Here is a 15,862-nt window from a genome sequence, read left to right as displayed (position 1 = left end):
GAAAAGCACACAGAAAGGCGCGTGAACGGGTTCCATGAACCGACTTCCCATCACCTCCACCTACCGACTCCAGCTGCGAGGCCCCAAGGCGGACGAGGAAGGCCGGGCGTTCACGTTCGCCGACGCCGAGAAGCAGGTCCCCTACCTGGCGGATCTGGGCATCTCGCACCTGTACCTGTCGCCGATCCTGTCGGCCGTGCCGGACTCCAACCACGGCTACGACGTCATCGACCCGACCACCGTCAATCCGGAGATCGGCGGCATGGCGGGCCTGCAGTCGCTGGCCGAGGCCGCGCACGCCGCGGGCATGGGCATCATCATCGACCTGGTGCCCAACCATCTGGGGGTCGAGGACCCGCAGCTGAACGAGTGGTGGTGGGACGTGCTCACCAACGGCCGCGACTCCCAGTTCGAGCCGTACTTCGACATCGACTGGCACGAGGACAACGGCGCCGGCGGCAAAATGGGCCTGCCGGTGCTGGGTTCCCCGGAGGACGTCGACAAGCTGGAGATCGACCGTTCCGGCGACGAGCCTCTGCTGCGCTACTACGACAACGTCTATCCCCTGCGTCCCGGCACCGACGAGGGCACCCCGCAGGAGATCCACGACCGCCAGGCCTACCGCCTGATGTACTGGCGCGACGGCGTGATCGGCTACCGCCGCTTCTTCTCGGTCAACGGGCTGGCCGGCATCCGCCAGGAGAACCCGGTGGTCTTCGAGCACACGCACCGCATCGTCCGCGAGCTCATCGCCGCCGACATCATCGACGGCGTGCGCATCGACCACCCGGACGGCCTGTCCGACCCGTTCGGCTACCTCTCCGAGCTGCGCCGCCTGCTGGGCGACGACAAGTGGCTGGTCGTGGAGAAGATCCTCGGCCCCACCGAGCCGCTGGACCCGCGCCTGCAGGTCGACGGCACCACCGGCTACGACGCGCTGCGCGAATTCGACAACGTCTTCATGAACCGCGAATCCCGCGACGCCATGAGCATGCTGGCGCTGCAGGAGTCGGGGTCGACGTGGGACAAGTCGGCCGTCCACGCCACCGAGCGGGCCCTCAAGCGCGAGGTCGCCGCGAACGAGCTGGCCGCCGAGGTCCGCCGCCTCGCCCGGGCGCTGCGCCGCGACAACTGGTCGACCGGCGGCGACAACGTCACCGAGGAAGAGCTCATCGACACCATCTGCGAGCTCGTCGCCGCAATGCCGGTCTACCGCGCCGACTACGTGTCGCTGTCGCGCGTGACGTCGTCGGTGATCCAGCAGATGGTCGCCCGTTTCCCCTCCCGCGTGTTCGCGCTGGACCTCATTTCCGCGGGCCTCATCGCCCAGGGCGAGGCCGCGACCCGCTTCGCGCAGGTCTGCGGCGCCGTCATGGCCAAGGGCGTCGAGGACACGACGTTCTACCGCGCCTGCCGCCTGATCAGCCTCAACGAGGTCGGCGGCGACCCGGGCCGCTACGGCATGTCCGCGGCGGAGTACCACCTGCTGCAGTCGGAGCGGGCCCGCCTGTGGCCGCGCACCATGACCGGCCTGTCCACCCACGACACCAAGCGCGGCGAGGACGTCCGCGCCCGCATCATCCAGCTGTCCGACATCGTCGGCGACTGGGCGGAGAAGGTCCGCGACTGGACCGCGGTCACCCCGGCGCCGGACGGCGCCACGGGCTATTTCCTGCTGCAGAACATCATCGGCGTGTGGCCGGCCGACGGCGAGATCACCGAGGAGCTGCGCGACCGCCTGCACGCCTACGCCGAGAAGGCGATGCGCGAGGCAAGCGTCCACACCACCTGGACCGAGCAGAACGCGGACTTCGAGCTGCACGTCATGCGGTGGATCGACGCCCTGCTCGACGGGCCGCTGCGCGACCGCATCACCGAGTTCGTGCAAACCATCGACCCGGCGGCCCGCGTGACCAGCTGGTCGCGCAAGCTCCTGCAGCTGACGTCCCCGGGCATCCCGGACACGTACCAGGGCACCGAGTTCCTCGAGGACTCCCTGGTCGACCCGGACAACCGCCGCTTCGTCGACTACGCCGCCCGCTCCCGGGCACTCGATCAGGTGCGCCGTGGAGACGTGGATCCGGCGGACGGGGACGTCGTCAAGCTCATGGTCACCCACCACGCCCTGACCCTGCGCAACGAGCGACCCGAATCCTTCGTGGGCGGCACCTACCAGCCGGTGTTCGCGGAAGGCTCCGGCGAGCGGTACCTGGTGGGCAACGCGCGCGGGCCCGTCGGCGGCGACCAGGACGTCATCACGCTGGTCACCCGGCGGCCCATCGGCCTGGAGCGAGACGGCGGCTGGGGAGACACCACCATCACGCTGCCCGAGGGCATCTGGACCGACCGCTTCACCGGCAACGCGTGGTCGGGGACGGTGACGGTGGCGGCGATGTTCGGCACGTTCCCGGTGGCGCTGCTCGTCGCCGACGATCCGGAAGCGTAGGGGCCGGCATGGCGAAGTCGAAGGGCGGCGCCCGGCTGCGGGAGCTGCACGCGCGTTACGACGATTGGACCGCCGCGCACCCGAGGGCCAAGGAGGACTTCGCCGGCGCGATCGGGGAATTGCTTTCCGACGCCGGCCTGGCATTCGACAACGTCACCGCGCGGGTGAAGACGTGGCGTTCGCTGCGGATCAAGGCGATGCGGCGGGCCGAGGGCGGCGAGTTCGCCTACCCCGACCCGTGGTCCGACGTCCACGACATCGTCGGCGTCCGCGTGACCACCTACCACTCCAACGAGATCCCCGACGTCCTGGCGGTGCTGGGCGATTCGCTGGAGGTGCTGCGGACGATCGACAAGACCGCCGAGACCCGCATTTCCGGCCAGTTCGGCTACGGCTCCCACCATCTGGTGTGCCGTGTCGGCGAGGGCGCTCCCCCCGGGCTGGCACCGTACCGGGGCCAGCAGTTCGAGGTGCAGGTGCGCACCGTGCTGCAGCACGCGTGGGCCGAGTTCGAGCACGACATCCGCTACAAGTCGCCGGACGGGGTCATCGACCCCCGCATCGACCGGGCGTTCGCCCTGGCGGCGGGGCTGATCGAGCTGGCGGACCAGCAGTTCGACCAGGTGGCGGCGATCCTCGACGAGGAGCGCGACGATGCGGCCGGCGGGGATGGCGCCGGCGGCGACGGGGACGATGCGGCCGATGCCGTGGAGCTCGGCGCCGAGACGCTGCCCGGCCTGCTGACGCTGCTGCTGCCGACCGTGCCGCGGTCGAAGTCGGAGCATTACGCCTGGTTGGAGGAGCTTCTCGACGCCAACGGCGTGACCACCGTCGGGGACCTGCGCGATCTGGTGGCGCCCGAGCGCGTCGCCGCCGTCGAGGAAGCGTTGAAGTACCGGTTCCAGCCGGGCCACGTGCGCATCATCGACGACCTGCTGCTGGCGGCGTTCGGCTCCGACCACGTCACCCGCACCGGCAAGTCCGGCGCCCACCCGGCGCAGCGGCCGGCGCGGTTGCGGTCCCGGCTGGCGCAGATGCGCAAGGCCGGGGTGGTGGGTTAGGCGGGGTCGGGCCGAACCCCACCTCCACGAGAGGCGGGGCGGGCTCACCCCACCTCCACGAGATCACGATCCACGCCCCCAATCGCGATCTCGTCCGACGTGCGGTGAGTCAGTCTCTGCCGCGGAGCTTGTCGATCTGCCGACGCTCGCGCTTGGTGGGGCGGCCGGCGCCGCGGTCGCGGACCGGCAGCGCGGCGTACATCTCGCGCAGCGGCGGAGCGGGCGTCTTGTCCACGTAGCAGGTCTTAGCCACCGGGGCACCGACCCGCTTGGCGATCGTGCGCGTGACTTCCACGATCGTCTCGCGGTGGTTCGCCCACACGCGGATCTCGTCGCCCGGCACGACCTGCTGGGCGGGTTTGACGGCGGTGCCGTTGATTTTCACGTGCCCACCGCGGCACGCGTCGGCGGCCTGCGAGCGGGTCTTGAGCAACCGCACCGCCCACAGCCACGCGTCGACGCGCACGGGCTTGGAGTCGTCGACGTGATTCATGGTGATCGGGCTCTTCGGGGTCGGGAGGGGGTGGCCGTGCCGGGTCTGGCGTTCGGGTCCGGGTACCGGTGCGCCGCTACGCGTTGTCGCGGTGGTTGACGATCTTCTGGACCTTCTGCCAGTTGATGAAACCGCCGACGACGCCGATGACCGTCAGGATGATGAACAGCGACAGCGACGACGCGAGAAGGCCGATGGCCACGCCGGCGACCACGCCACCGCCGGTCCACACCACGGCATTGCGGCTGTACCGGCGCACCGCGTCCTTGCGCTGCTGGATCGGATTGGAGTGGTACGGCTGAAGGCTGCTCATGGGGGACATCTTAGGCAGATCACTCGCCGGTGTAGGTGCCGGGGCGCTTCTCCATGAATGCGTCGAGGGCTTCGCGGTGGTCGCGGGAATGGTGTGCCAGGGCCTGCATCGCCGACGACAGCTCGAGCACGCCCGCCAGCGACTGGTGCTGGGACTCGCGCAGCAGCTTCTTCGCCATGCGCACGGCGTTGGGCGGATTCTTGGCGACGCGGCCGGCCAGGGCGCGGGCGGCGTCGAGAAGCTCATCCGGCTCGACGACCTCGTTGACCATGCCCCACTCCAGCGCCTTCTCGGCGGTGACGCGGTCGCCGGTCAGCGCCATTTCGGCGGCGCGGGCGGGCCCGAGGGTCTTGGTCAGCAACCACGCCCCGCCGTCGCCCGGAATGATGCCCAGGCCGACGAAGCTCTCGGAGAACCACGCCTTCGTCGAGGCCACCCGCATGTCGCACATGAGGGTGACGTCGCAGCCGGCGCCGACCGCCGGACCGTTGACGGCGGCGATGACGGGCACCTCGCAGTTGTACAGCGCCAGCGGAATGCGCTGGATCCCGGACCGGTAGGACTGGCGGATCTGGTGTGGGGCACCGCCGAACATCCCGGAGCGGTCGACCATGTCCTTGACGTTGCCGCCGGCGGAGAACGCCGGGCCGGCGCCGGTGAAGATGACGGCCCGCACGTCGAGGTCCGCGTTGACCCGGTCGACGTTGGCCACGATCGCGTCGATGACGTCCGGCGAGGAGATCGGGTTGCGGATCTCCGGAAGGTTGATCGTCCACGTCTCCACGTGCCCGTCGCGGTCGACGAGCAGCACGTCCTGGGTCATGGTTCCTCCACGTTCGTCCACGTCCACGGGCATTGCGCCCCTTCGGTGACCCAGGTTACAGACGATTCACGCCGGCGCTTCCGTCCACGTCTCCCCCGCCTCGCCCGACGTCAGCGCGCCGTGCGTGATCGCCTGCAGCACGCCGTCGAGGCGGTCGGCGCCTCCGGGTTCGACTTCCACGAGATGCTTTGCGACGGTTCCCCATTCGGTGTCGGAGATGGCGAAGCCGCGGGCGCGCAGTTCGGCCTCGACCCGGCCGGCGTCGGCGGCGTCGACCTCCACGGATCGGATCTCGCGGCGCACCCGCTTCGCGCGCGGCACGTCGGCGAGGCATTCGGACACGGCGTCGGAGTAGGCGCGGACGAGCCCGCCGGTGCCGAGCTTCACGCCGCCGAAATACCGGATGACCACGGCGGCGACGTCGGTCAGCCCCGATCCGACGAGTACGTCGAGCATCGGGCGGCCGGCCGTGCCCGAGGGCTCGCCGTCATCCGAGGACCGCTCGACGCGGTTGGCCCCGGGCACCTCGTGGATGTACGCGGAGCAGTGGTGGCGGGCATCGGGGTATTCGGACTTCGCCATGGCGATGAGGTCGCGGGCTTCCCCACCGTCGTCGGCACGCCCGATCCACGTGATGAAGCGCGAACGCTTGATCTCGATTTCCCCGGTGGTCAGGGAACCGCGGGCCGGGACGATGAGGGACGACATGGCCACATTGTCGCACTCGCCCGCGCGACACCCGGGCCCGGCCTCTGCCGTGAACGTGGCAAACCCCTACCATCGGTGACATGAGCAACTACCGCGTCTGGGCCCCGTACGCCGCCGAAGTGGAGCTGTTGACGGGTGATCCGTCGGCACCCGAGCACCACACGATGACAGCCTGCGAGGACGGACCGGACGGTTGGTTCGAGGCAGACAAGGCGATGGAGGTCGGCGAGCGCTACGCCTTCCGGCTGCGCGCCACCGCCGGCCACGGCGCCCCGCAGGAGGACGACTCGGCCGAGGCCGCCGACTCCGCCGCCGAGGCCGGGGACGCCGCCGCAGCCGATCCCCGCGTCGGCGACTGGACCATCCCGCTGCCCGACCCTCGCTCGCGCCGCCAGCCCGACGGCCCCCACGGCTTCTCCGAGGTCGTCGACCTGGGCGCCCACGATTGGCGGGCGAAGGACTGGACGGGCCGCATCCTCCCCGGCGGATTGATCTACGAGCTGCACGTGGGCACCTACGCCGAATCGGGTGATTTCGCGGGCGTCGAAAAGCGGCTGGACCACCTGGTGGACTTGGGCGTGACGCACGTGGAGCTGATGCCGGTCCAGCCGTTCGGCGGCGACCGCAACTGGGGCTACGACGGCGTGAGCTGGCACGCCGTCCACGAGGGCTACGGCGGGCCGGAGGGGCTGCAGAAGCTCGTCGACGCCTGCCATGCCCGCGGGCTGGCGGTCATCCTGGACGTGGTGTTCAACCACTTCGGCCCCGACGGCAACTACGTCGGTTTCTTCGGGCCGTACACCTCCGGCGGCAACACGGGCTGGGGCGAGGTGGTCAACCTCATCGGGCCGGAGTCCGACGAGGTCCGCACGTACGTCCTCGACGCCGTGCGCCTGTGGCTGGCGGACTATCGCATTGACGGGCTGCGCCTGGATGCGGTGCATGCGCTTCACGACGAAGGCGCGTTCCACATCCTCGAGCAGATGCAGGTCGTCGCCGACACCGTCGCCGCGCAGACCGGCGTGCCGCGCAGCCTCATCGCCGAGTCCGACCAGAACGACCCGAAGCTGGTCAAGCCCCGCGCCGCCGGCGGCTACGGCCTGGCCGCGCAGTGGGACGACGACGTCCACCACGCGCTGCACACGGTCGTCTCCGGCGAGGACCACGCGTACTACTCGGACTTCGGCACCGTGGAGACTCTGGCGCAGACGCTGCGTGAGGCGTTCCACCACGCCGGCACCATGTCGACGTTCCGCGGCCGCATCCACGGCCGCCCGCTGGACCTGTCGGTGCAGCCGCTGAGCGCCTTCGTCACGTACACCACCACGCACGACCAGACCGGCAACCGCGCGTCCGGCGACCGCCCGTCGATGAACCTGACGCCGGCGCAGCAGGCGCTCAAGGCCGCGGTGGTGGCCTGCTCGCCGTTCACCCCGATGCTGTTCCAGGGCGAGGAATGGGGCGCGTCGACGCCGTTCGCGTTCTTCTGCTCCCACGAGTCCGACCTGCTGCTGCGGCTGACCCGCGAGGGCCGCATCCGCGAGTTCGCCCGCGCCGGCTGGAACCCCGAGGAGATCGCCGACCCGGCCGATCCGAAGACGTTCGAGGAGTCGAAGCTGAAGTGGTCCGAGCTCGCCGACGAGCCCCACGCCACCATCCTCGACGCCTACCGCGCGCTGTTCGGGCTGCGCCGCACCCGCCCCGCGCTGGGCTCGCCGTGGGCCGATTCCGTCGAGACCGCCGTCGAGGGCCAGACGCTGCTGCTGACCCGCCGCGCCGACGGCGACGTCGTCCAGCTGGCGGCGAACTTCTCCGGCGAGCCCGCCGAGGTCGCCGTCGACGCCGCGTACCTCGATCTCCTGCACACCCACGTCGACGCGCCGGCTGCGGTCGGCGACGGCGTGGTCAAGCTCCCCGCCTGGGGCTACGCGGTGCTGGGTTAGGTCTGTCGCCGGAACCGTGCGAGCCCACCGACTGGACCTGAAACGATGACCGCGATGGACGGCGCTCGTCTCCAGCGCATCTCCCGCAACGCGGCCCTCGAGCTGCCCGCGGCCGAGATCACGCACCCCTTCGGCCCGGAGTGGGACGTGTTCAAGGTGGCGGGCAAGATGTTCATGCTCCACCACCGCCTCCCCGACCACGGTGCCAAGGACGTCGACGCGCCGGGTGGCACGGCCATCATCGTGGTCAAGGCCGAGCCCGGCGACGCCCACGCCCTGCGCCGGGCGCACCCCTTCGCCTTCCCCGGCTACCACCTGAACAAGAAGCACTGGGTCACGGTGGTCGCGCCGGGCGAGGTCACGGGCGCAGGTTCGCTTGACGACGCCGACGCGCACCGCTTCACCGCCCCCGACGATGCGCCGGAACCCGCCACCGAACTCGACGAGATCACGTTCGAGCGACTCGTTCGCGAACTCGTCGTCGATTCCTACCGCAACGTGGTGCTGGGGCTGCCGAAGGCGAAGCGCCCGGTGGACCCCATGCGCTTCGGGTCGGAGAGCTAGCGGGCTGTCCGGGTCAGCCCTCGTTCGCCGGGGTGACCTCATCCGCCGCGCGGCCGCCGATGATCGCCGTGTAGGTGACCAGGCCGAACGTGATGCCGGTGGCGACCATGACGGCGAACATCATGGGCCCGATCCCGATCGGCAGCAGCGCAATGACGCCGCCGATGAGAGACACGGCGCCGGCGATCATCGTGAGCGTCTTGGTCCGCACGTGCGCCGCACGCCATGCTTCCTCGCTGGCCATCGTCTTCGACGTCCGGATGCCCGCAATCGAGTTCCGCTTGAGCTTCCCCGACGCCGCGGCGCGCGCCATCCAGATCAGCATCAGCCCGGCGCCCGCCATGACGGCGAACATCACCAGTCCCAGAATGTCGGCTTCGCTCATCGTGCTCGCTTCCGTTCGTTCCCTTGTTTGCCGGTGCTCGGTTCCATGCGCGCCGGCACACAGTACTTCGCCCCCGGCGCCTACTCGGAAATGAAGTCCGGCAGGTCGTCTTCGGTGATCTCGGCGGACATCGGGACCTCGTCCACGAGGAGCTCCGGCGCCGCCTCAGACGCCGCTTCAGGCTCCGGCTCCGGCTCGCGCGGCTCCGTCAGGTCGCCGTTGATCGCATGGGTGACCAGGGCGTCGGCGATGAGCAGGTCGCCCATCACCAGCGTCGGCACCATGTCGGCCAGCTCCGCCCACAGCGGGATCAGGCTGCGCACCACGGTGTCGTCGACGTCGGGATTCGCGGCCTTCTGCCGCGCCAGGGCACGGGCGGCCACGGCGATGAGCAGCGACGTGCCCGGCACCAGCGTCCAGTGCAGCGACGGGTCGTCGGCGTCGATGCCGTCGAGCTTGTGGAACCGCACGTTGACGGCCTTGCGCAGCTTCGGCGACGTCCGCGACACCGCCTGGAACAGCGCCCGCGACGCCGCCGCCAGCCCCGGCATGATGCCGGCGTCGACGATCTCGGCGCGGTTGGCCACGACCTCGTGGATGGCGGTGAACCGGGCGTCGTCGTCGGTCAGCGGCCCGGGCACCATGCGGTGAACGTCGAAGACCTGCGCCAGAATGGCGTTGGCCTGCGGCTCCGGCAGCGCGGTGATCTGCACCGACGACTTGTCGATGCACGCCGACTCCAGCGTCGTGTCCTGCCCCGTCGCCAGCGCGCGGATCAGTGCTTCGCCGCCGGCGCGGCGCAGGTGGTCGATCTGTTCCTGCTGCTTCGCGATGCTCGACGACGGATCGGCCAGATCCGCCATCGCCGCCATCGCGCCGAGCCACGGCACGCGGCGGCGGCCCGGCGTCGGGGTCTTCTCGGTGAAGTCGCCGAGCGCCAGACCGGAGGACACGACCATGCCCGGCTGATCGTCCAGTCGGATCGCCGAGCCGTTGAGCGCGGCCAGGCCGGTGCGCGGATCCGCGGTGAGCAGGCGGCGCAGGTTGTCCGGCGCCAGCGTCGCCGACACCTGCGGCATGATCGTCGCGCGACCGGCGCGCAGGGTCTCGAACAGCGACCAGATTCCCGTCAGCTCGCGGACGCCGAGAGAACCGGGGGCGGCGTCCACGTCGGGGGCCACGCCAGCGTCACCGCCATGTCGGGCGGGACCGCCGTCACCGGCGTCCACGCCCACGGCGTCACCGTCGCCGCCGTCACCAGCGGAATCATCCGCCACGACCGCGGCTTCCGGCGCCGGCCACAGCGGACGGCGGTCGGACTCGCGGCCGAAGACGACCTGGACGATGAGCGTGCCCGCGGCGCCGTCGGGAAGCGTGCAGCGGCCATCGACCACGGGCAGCGCCAAGGGCGTGCGCCACGGCTCGGACGGCGACCACACCCAGGCGGTCAGCGGCGACTCGGCGACCGCCGGATCGACGGTGACGATCAACTCGCCGCCGTCGCGGACGACCGAGCGGACCGGATCCTTCGCGGGGGCCTCGACCAGCGGCACCGACAGGCGGCGACGCCCGGTGACGCGCGTCCAATCCAGGCTGGTGGTCAAGTCGGAGAGCATGGCCACGCGGTCGGCGTAGGTGCCCAGGTCCGCGAAGGCGTCGTCGCCGCGCCGGGTCAGGGGCACGCGGCAGATGTCGCGCTCCCCCGACTTCACGGCCAGGTGCGCGTGGCGCAGCTCGCCGGGGGCGAACACCTTGAACACGCCGTGCGCGTCCACGCGGCCCGGGCGGGTGCGCAGGGTGCGCGAACGGCGGGCGGGGGCTTCGTCAGCGAGCGGGATCTCGAAACGCAGACGACCCGGCGTCACCCGCAGCTCCAGGTAGGCGCCCTCCTCGGTGGACAGCTCCACGGTGCCGCTGGACTCGGCGGGGCCCAGGCGCAGGATCGCGGGGGCCACCTCCAGCGGCTTCTCGCCCGACGTCACGCGGACCTCGGCGGGGCTCAGGCCCGATTCCTCGGGGATGCGGAAGCCGTCGCCGCCGCCGCGGCAGGAAATGTCCAGGTCCGCCTGCTCGGCCACCGCGACGTGCGCCTGGAAGCTACGGCCGCGCGGGTTGGTCAGGCGGACGACGAACTCGCCGAGCCACGGGTAGTCATCGTCGGTGAGCACGTCGACCTCGCCACCGGCGGCGGGGACGTCGAGGTCGTAGACCATCACCATGTCCTCGGCGAACTCGCCGTAACCGGTGAACTCGGCGACCTGCACCCGCCAGGATTCGTCCCGGCCGGACAGCGTCGGCGGGAACACCGCCACGGGACCGCCGGCGTGGACCGGGGTGCCGTGGACCGTGGCCGCCGCGTCGAGACGGGCGTGCGGCATGGTCAGCTTCGGGCGGCGCATCGGCGACGCCGACCGCACCTCCCCGACCACGCCGGGGCGCACGACCTGCAGGGCGTGGACGTCGCGCAGGTCGGCCTGCGCCACCTGCCACAGCTCCCACTCCGCGGGCACCGGGCCGGCCAGCAGCGGCACGTCCTCGCCGGTGACCGGGTCGATCAGGCGCGCGTCATCGGGGTAGACCACGTGCACGGACGTCGAATGCAGCGACACCTTGTCGGTGACGGACTGCCCGTCGTCGCCGAAGATCAGCAACGGGTCTTCCGTGTCGATGGCCGGCACGCGCCAGTGCGGGCCGTCGCCGAGCTCGACGAGGACCTCGCGGACCGGCTCCGTGACCGGCACGACGGGACGCGACGTGGCCTCCCCCAATGCCGAAGCGGGCTCGGCGACGACGGTGCCGCCGAAGGTCACCAGCCACGACCGGCCCGCGGGGGCCGACGGGGTGGGCAGCTGCACGCAGACGCGGTTTTCCTGCTCGTCGAAGAACAGCTGCGGGCGGCCGGTGGTGGCCACGACGCCCACGGCCGTGCGGCGCGACGGCGTGCCGGCGGGCCGGGCGCGCAATTCCTCGCGCGCCGCGTCGAGCAGGATCGGCGGCAGCCCGACGTCGTCGGCGCCGAGATCCTCCCGCGACTCCCAGTTGGCCGGGTCGGCGGCGGTGGCCATGACGTAACCCAGCGTCGCCTGCACCAGACGGCGCGCGCGGGCCGGCGCCGACTGCGCCAGCACGCGCAGCGCACGCGGCACATCGGAACCGACGTCCGCGGCGAAGCCCGACACCATCGCATCGACGTCGTCGCGGACGGGCTGCAGCTTCTGCACCAGGTCGCTCGACGACGCCCCCGCCGCGCCCGCGGCCTCCCCGCCGATGCCGGCGGCGTCCTCGATGCGCTCGATCAGCAACGGCATGACCGACTGCTGCACACCGGCGTGGAGCATCATCAGCCGCGACGAATCCTCGCGCGTGCCGGGTTCCGCGGCCGCGCCGTCGAGAAGCGCGACGTCGGGCAGGCCCAGCTCCCCCAGGATTTCCGGGACCCGCTCGACCACGTGCTCGACGAAGGCCCCGACGTCGCCGGAAGCCGAATCCAACTGCAGGCCCGCCGTCCAGTCGGCCCACAGATCGGTGGTCGACGCAACGCGCGCCGCCCGGCCGACCAGGGAGGCCAGCAGCACCGCCGGGAACGCGTCGGCGACGCCGCGGGCGCCGTCGACGTCGACGGTTTTGAGCAGCGGGCCGAGGAAACCGTCGATCCGCTCCACCTCGTCCATCCGGATGCCGCACCAGGCGACCAGGGCCTCCGCGTCGGAGTCGGCCGCCAGCGCGGTCAACCGGCCCCGGAGGTCGGCGTCCGCGGCGGCGAGCCAGGCGCGGAGGGGATTCGGATCATGCGGCGCATCGGCCATGGTTGGGTTCACACTCTCCTCTATGGGTCCCGTTGATCGGACTCATTCTAACGACGTTCGGACAAGTCCACTTCATGGGAGTCGGCGCCGCCGGCGCGGACGTCGGGAAGCACCGCCCGCACGGCTATCGCCGTTGCGATGCAGCAACCCACGGCCACGGCGGACGCCCAGCCCATGCCGCTGGTGAAGGCCTTGTCGGCGACGTCGATGACCGCCGCGGCCAGGTCATCCGGCAGCGATTCCGCCAGCACGTGTGCGGAGTTGACGTTGTCGGACAATTCGGTGCTTTGCGACGGATCCAGCGGAAGGTCCACCGCCGACAGCTCGCGGGAATACGTCCCCACGAGCACCGCGCCGAGGATCGCCGCGCCGAAGGCGCCGCCGAGCTCGTAGCCGGTCTCCGACAGCGCCGACGCCGCACCGGACTGCTCCGGCGGGGCGGAGCCCAGGATGATGGTGTTGGTGACCGGGTCGATCATGCCGGCGCCGACGCCCAGCAAAATGAACGAAGCGCCGAACCACACCTGTGCGCCGGTGCCCGACGACACCGCCGGCCAGATGCCCGAGGCCTCCACGACGTGCATGGCAAGCCCCGCACCGGCCAACGTGATGGCGATGAGCAGCAGCGGGCGGGCGGAGAACTTGCCGACCATCTCGCCGGTGATCATGGTCGCCGCCATCGACGCCACCATGCCCGGCATGAGCAGCAGGCCCGCGTGCACCGGGCTGATGCCCAGCACGACCTGCAGGTACTGCGTCAGGTAGAACATCGCGCCGACGAGCAGGAACGACGACATGGCGTTGATGACCACGGCCATCGCGTACGCGCGGTCGCGCAGCAGCCGCACGTCGACCAGCGGGTGCGGCGAATTGTTCAGGTGCGACACCAGCGCACCGGCGGCGAGGATCGCGGCGGTGGCCAGCAGCGCCGGGATCCACCACGCCAGCCCGGCCGTCGCGGCCTTGAGCGCGCCGACGACGCCGAACAGCGCCGCCATCGACAGCACCGCGCCGGCGACGTCGAACTTGCCCGGCGACGACGACTTCGACTCCGGCAGCACCAGCAGGCCGCCGGCGATGACCGCCACGGCCACGGGCACGTTGATGATGAACACCGAACCCCAGTGGAAATGCTCCAGCAGCCACCCGCCGAGCACCGGCCCGATGATGGCGCCGAGCGAATAGCACGAGATCCACACGGCGATGGCGCGCGGCAGCTCGTTCTTGTCGGGGAACATCGCCTTGATCAGCGACAGCGTCGACGGCATCAGCGTCGCCCCGGCCACGCCCTGCAGTGCACGGGCGATGATCAGCATCAACGGGCTCACCGAGTACGCGGCCAACAGGGACGCCGCACCGAAACCCGCGATGCCCCACATCAGCAGCTTGCGGCGGCCGATGCGGTCGCCCAGCGTGCCCATGGTGATCAGCAGCGTGGCGATGACGAAGGCGTAGATGTCGACGATCCACAGCAGCTGCGTGCCCGACGGATCCAGATCCCGGGAAATCGCCGGCAGGGCGAAGTTGAGCACCGTCATGTCGATGGCCAGGATCACCACCGACAGCGCCAGCACCGCCACTCCCCACCAGCGCAGCGGATACGAGGTGACGTGGGCGTCGCAAAGCCCCGCCCCCATGTTCTTGTCGCGGCCGTTTTCGCGCATGAAAGACCCCTTTCCATCCGTGGCGCTGGCGGACCATCACCTGCCGGGGGCACGGCAGCCGGGGTCCTCCCCGACGTTCACCCGCGTGGATCACGGGGTCGCCGTCCTCCCGCCTTGGATAGCAGGGGTCTTCGTCAGGCCGGCCCCGTGGTGCGGTCACCGCGGGGCCAGTCTTTTCTGCGTGCCGCGCCAGCGTAACAGGCGATTACGCGGCGGCGCCATGCGGCGAAGGCGCGCGACGAAGGCACGCGGAAAGCTACGTCAGGAAGTCGTATTCCGGGGTGCCCGGCATCAGGCGGCGGCAATCCAGCGGAGACTCGTCCATGCGGGCGACCAGCGCGTCGAGATCGCCGGCGTTGCGCAGCTCGATGCCGACCAGCGCGGCACCGGTCTCGCGGTTGTTGCGCTTGAGGTACTCGAACAGGGCGATGTCGTCGTCCGGGCCGAGGATGTCGTTGAGGAACATGCGCAGCTGGCCCGGCTTCTGCGGGAAGTTGACCAGGAAGTAGTGCTTCAGGCCGCGGTAGACCAGGGAGCGCTCCATGATCTCGGCGTAGCGCAGCACGTCGTTGTTGCCGCCGGAGATGATGCAGACGATGACCTCACCCGGGCGGGCGTTGAGCTGGTCGAGCGACGCCACCGACAGCGCGCCGGCGGGCTCGGAGATGATGCCCTCGTTCTGGTACAGGTCCAGCTGCGCCACGCACACCGCGCCCTCCGGGGCGATGACGGTGTGGATGCGCGAACGGTTGCGGTCGATGATCTGGTACGGCAGGTCGCCGAGCTTCTTCACTGCGGCGCCGTCGACGAAGGGGTCGACGGAGGGCAGCTCGACGGGCTCGTCGGCGGCCATCGCGGCGGTGAGGCACGCGGCGCCGGCGGGCTCGACCGCGACCACGGCGGTGCGCGGCGACATGTCCGCGAAGTAGCTGGTCACGCCCGCGAGCAGGCCACCGCCGCCAACTGGGACGCACACCGTGTCGGGCGTGAGGCCCTGGCCGGACAGCTGCGCCACGATCTCCGCGGCGACCGTGCCCTGGCCGACGATGGTGTTGAACGAGTCGAACGGCTCGATCATCCGCGCGCCGGTGGTCTGCGCGTCGGCGCGGGCGGCGGAGGCGGCCTCGTCGAAGCTGTCGCCGGTGACGATGATCTCCACTGCGTCGCGCCCGTGGTAGGCGATGCGGTCGCGCTTCTGCTTCGGCGTCTGGTTGGGCACGTAGATGCGGCCCTTCACGCCGAGGGTGCGGCAGGCGTATGCGACGCCCTGCGCGTGGTTGCCGGCGGATGCCGCGACGACGCCGGCGGCGCGTTCCTCGTCGGTGAGCTGCACCATCGCGTTGTAGGCGCCGCGGATCTTGTACGACCGGACGTCCTGCAGGTCCTCGCGCTTGAGGAAGACCCGCGCCCCCGTCAGCTCGCTCAGCCGCGGGCAGAACTGCAGCGGCGTCGCGGCGATCACCGACGAAATCCTGGCCTGGGCGGCCTGGATGTCCGCCGCGTGGACGAGGCGGCGGGCGGTGTCGGTGGACGGCGCGGAAGAAGCGTTCATGGACGTAGACGATACTCGCCCCGGTCGCCGAAAGTGGAACGCAGGGTTCACGAGATGGGACGTGGGTCGCGCGGCGGGGACCGCGACGGAAAAGTGGCTTCCCC

Annotated in this window: 12 protein-coding genes; 4 read left to right on the top strand and 8 right to left on the bottom strand. The window is 70.9% G+C overall.

Going from position 1 to position 15,862, the window contains the following annotated elements; genetic code table 11:
• The first annotated feature begins 34 nt into the window (after positions 1-34).
• Together treY and CX1_RS02505 are read left to right on the top strand one after the other, a co-directional pair.
• Complete coding sequence (gene treY / locus CX1_RS02510) at positions 35-2,446, top strand: malto-oligosyltrehalose synthase (RefSeq protein ID WP_060925214.1); 2,412 nt, start codon at positions 35-37, stop codon at positions 2,444-2,446.
• A gap of 8 nt (positions 2,447-2,454) precedes the next feature.
• Entirely contained in the window at positions 2,455-3,507 is a 1,053-nt protein-coding gene (locus CX1_RS02505; RefSeq protein WP_046650128.1) for a GTP pyrophosphokinase, read from the top strand.
• A gap of 109 nt (positions 3,508-3,616) precedes the next feature.
• Here the strand turns inward: CX1_RS02505 and CX1_RS02500 are convergent, their stop codons facing one another.
• From CX1_RS02500 to CX1_RS02485, 4 genes are all read right to left on the bottom strand, one after another.
• The gene (locus tag CX1_RS02500; RefSeq protein WP_046650127.1) at positions 3,617-4,000 is read right to left on the bottom strand and encodes an RNA-binding S4 domain-containing protein; all 384 of its coding nucleotides are present in this window, start codon (positions 3,998-4,000) and stop codon (positions 3,617-3,619) included.
• A 76-nt stretch (positions 4,001-4,076) separates the two neighbouring features.
• Positions 4,077-4,322: a hypothetical protein gene (locus tag CX1_RS02495; RefSeq protein WP_046650126.1), complete on the bottom strand. Its 246-nt coding sequence runs from the start codon at positions 4,320-4,322 to the stop codon at positions 4,077-4,079.
• Positions 4,323-4,332: 10 nt separating this feature from the next.
• Complete coding sequence (locus CX1_RS02490; protein ID WP_060925213.1) at positions 4,333-5,136, bottom strand: crotonase/enoyl-CoA hydratase family protein; 804 nt, start codon at positions 5,134-5,136, stop codon at positions 4,333-4,335.
• Positions 5,137-5,202: 66 nt separating this feature from the next.
• Positions 5,203-5,844 (bottom strand): IMPACT family protein, encoded by a 642-nt coding sequence (locus CX1_RS02485; protein WP_046650125.1) that lies wholly within the window; start codon positions 5,842-5,844, stop codon positions 5,203-5,205.
• A gap of 80 nt (positions 5,845-5,924) precedes the next feature.
• Between CX1_RS02485 and treZ the strand changes: the two genes are divergently transcribed.
• Both treZ and CX1_RS02475 read left to right on the top strand, forming a co-directional pair.
• Positions 5,925-7,787, top strand: a complete 1,863-nt coding sequence (treZ, locus tag CX1_RS02480) for a malto-oligosyltrehalose trehalohydrolase (RefSeq protein ID WP_060925212.1) — start codon at positions 5,925-5,927, stop codon at positions 7,785-7,787.
• Between the two features lie 45 nt (positions 7,788-7,832).
• Positions 7,833-8,351, top strand: a complete 519-nt coding sequence (locus CX1_RS02475; RefSeq protein ID WP_082719015.1) for an MmcQ/YjbR family DNA-binding protein — start codon at positions 7,833-7,835, stop codon at positions 8,349-8,351.
• A gap of 13 nt (positions 8,352-8,364) precedes the next feature.
• On the opposite strand, the gene CX1_RS02470 is transcribed toward CX1_RS02475, so the two are convergent.
• The 4 genes from CX1_RS02470 to ilvA form a co-directional block, all read right to left on the bottom strand.
• Positions 8,365-8,736: an SdpI family protein gene (locus CX1_RS02470; protein WP_052753373.1), complete on the bottom strand. Its 372-nt coding sequence runs from the start codon at positions 8,734-8,736 to the stop codon at positions 8,365-8,367.
• 80 nt (positions 8,737-8,816) lie between these two features.
• Positions 8,817-12,554, bottom strand: a complete 3,738-nt coding sequence (locus CX1_RS02465; protein ID WP_146780777.1) for a hypothetical protein — start codon at positions 12,552-12,554, stop codon at positions 8,817-8,819.
• Between the two features lie 35 nt (positions 12,555-12,589).
• Positions 12,590-14,206, bottom strand: a complete 1,617-nt coding sequence (locus CX1_RS02460; protein WP_052753370.1) for an MFS transporter — start codon at positions 14,204-14,206, stop codon at positions 12,590-12,592.
• A 256-nt stretch (positions 14,207-14,462) separates the two neighbouring features.
• Positions 14,463-15,758: a threonine ammonia-lyase IlvA gene (ilvA, locus tag CX1_RS02455; protein WP_046651530.1), complete on the bottom strand. Its 1,296-nt coding sequence runs from the start codon at positions 15,756-15,758 to the stop codon at positions 14,463-14,465.
• Positions 15,759-15,862: the final 104 nt, after the last annotated feature.

The organism is Corynebacterium xerosis NBRC 16721 = ATCC 373, assembly GCF_001552415.1.
GTDB lineage: Bacteria > Actinomycetota > Actinomycetes > Mycobacteriales > Mycobacteriaceae > Corynebacterium > Corynebacterium xerosis.
This window is presented reverse-complemented; position numbering and strand designations above follow the sequence as displayed.

Coding starts and splice junctions, on each gene's coding strand:
- CX1_RS02485 (WP_046650125.1), bottom strand. CDS start 5,844: ATGTCGTCCCTCATCGTCCCGGCCCGCGGTTCCCTGACCACCGGGGAA.
- treZ (WP_060925212.1), top strand. CDS start 5,925: ATGAGCAACTACCGCGTCTGGGCCCCGTACGCCGCCGAAGTGGAGCTG.
- CX1_RS02495 (WP_046650126.1), bottom strand. CDS start 4,322: ATGTCCCCCATGAGCAGCCTTCAGCCGTACCACTCCAATCCGATCCAG.
- CX1_RS02500 (WP_046650127.1), bottom strand. CDS start 4,000: ATGAATCACGTCGACGACTCCAAGCCCGTGCGCGTCGACGCGTGGCTG.
- ilvA (WP_046651530.1), bottom strand. CDS start 15,758: ATGAACGCTTCTTCCGCGCCGTCCACCGACACCGCCCGCCGCCTCGTC.
- treY (WP_060925214.1), top strand. CDS start 35: ATGAACCGACTTCCCATCACCTCCACCTACCGACTCCAGCTGCGAGGC.
- CX1_RS02460 (WP_052753370.1), bottom strand. CDS start 14,206: ATGCGCGAAAACGGCCGCGACAAGAACATGGGGGCGGGGCTTTGCGAC.
- CX1_RS02505 (WP_046650128.1), top strand. CDS start 2,455: ATGGCGAAGTCGAAGGGCGGCGCCCGGCTGCGGGAGCTGCACGCGCGT.
- CX1_RS02490 (WP_060925213.1), bottom strand. CDS start 5,136: ATGACCCAGGACGTGCTGCTCGTCGACCGCGACGGGCACGTGGAGACG.
- CX1_RS02470 (WP_052753373.1), bottom strand. CDS start 8,736: ATGAGCGAAGCCGACATTCTGGGACTGGTGATGTTCGCCGTCATGGCG.
- CX1_RS02475 (WP_082719015.1), top strand. CDS start 7,833: ATGACCGCGATGGACGGCGCTCGTCTCCAGCGCATCTCCCGCAACGCG.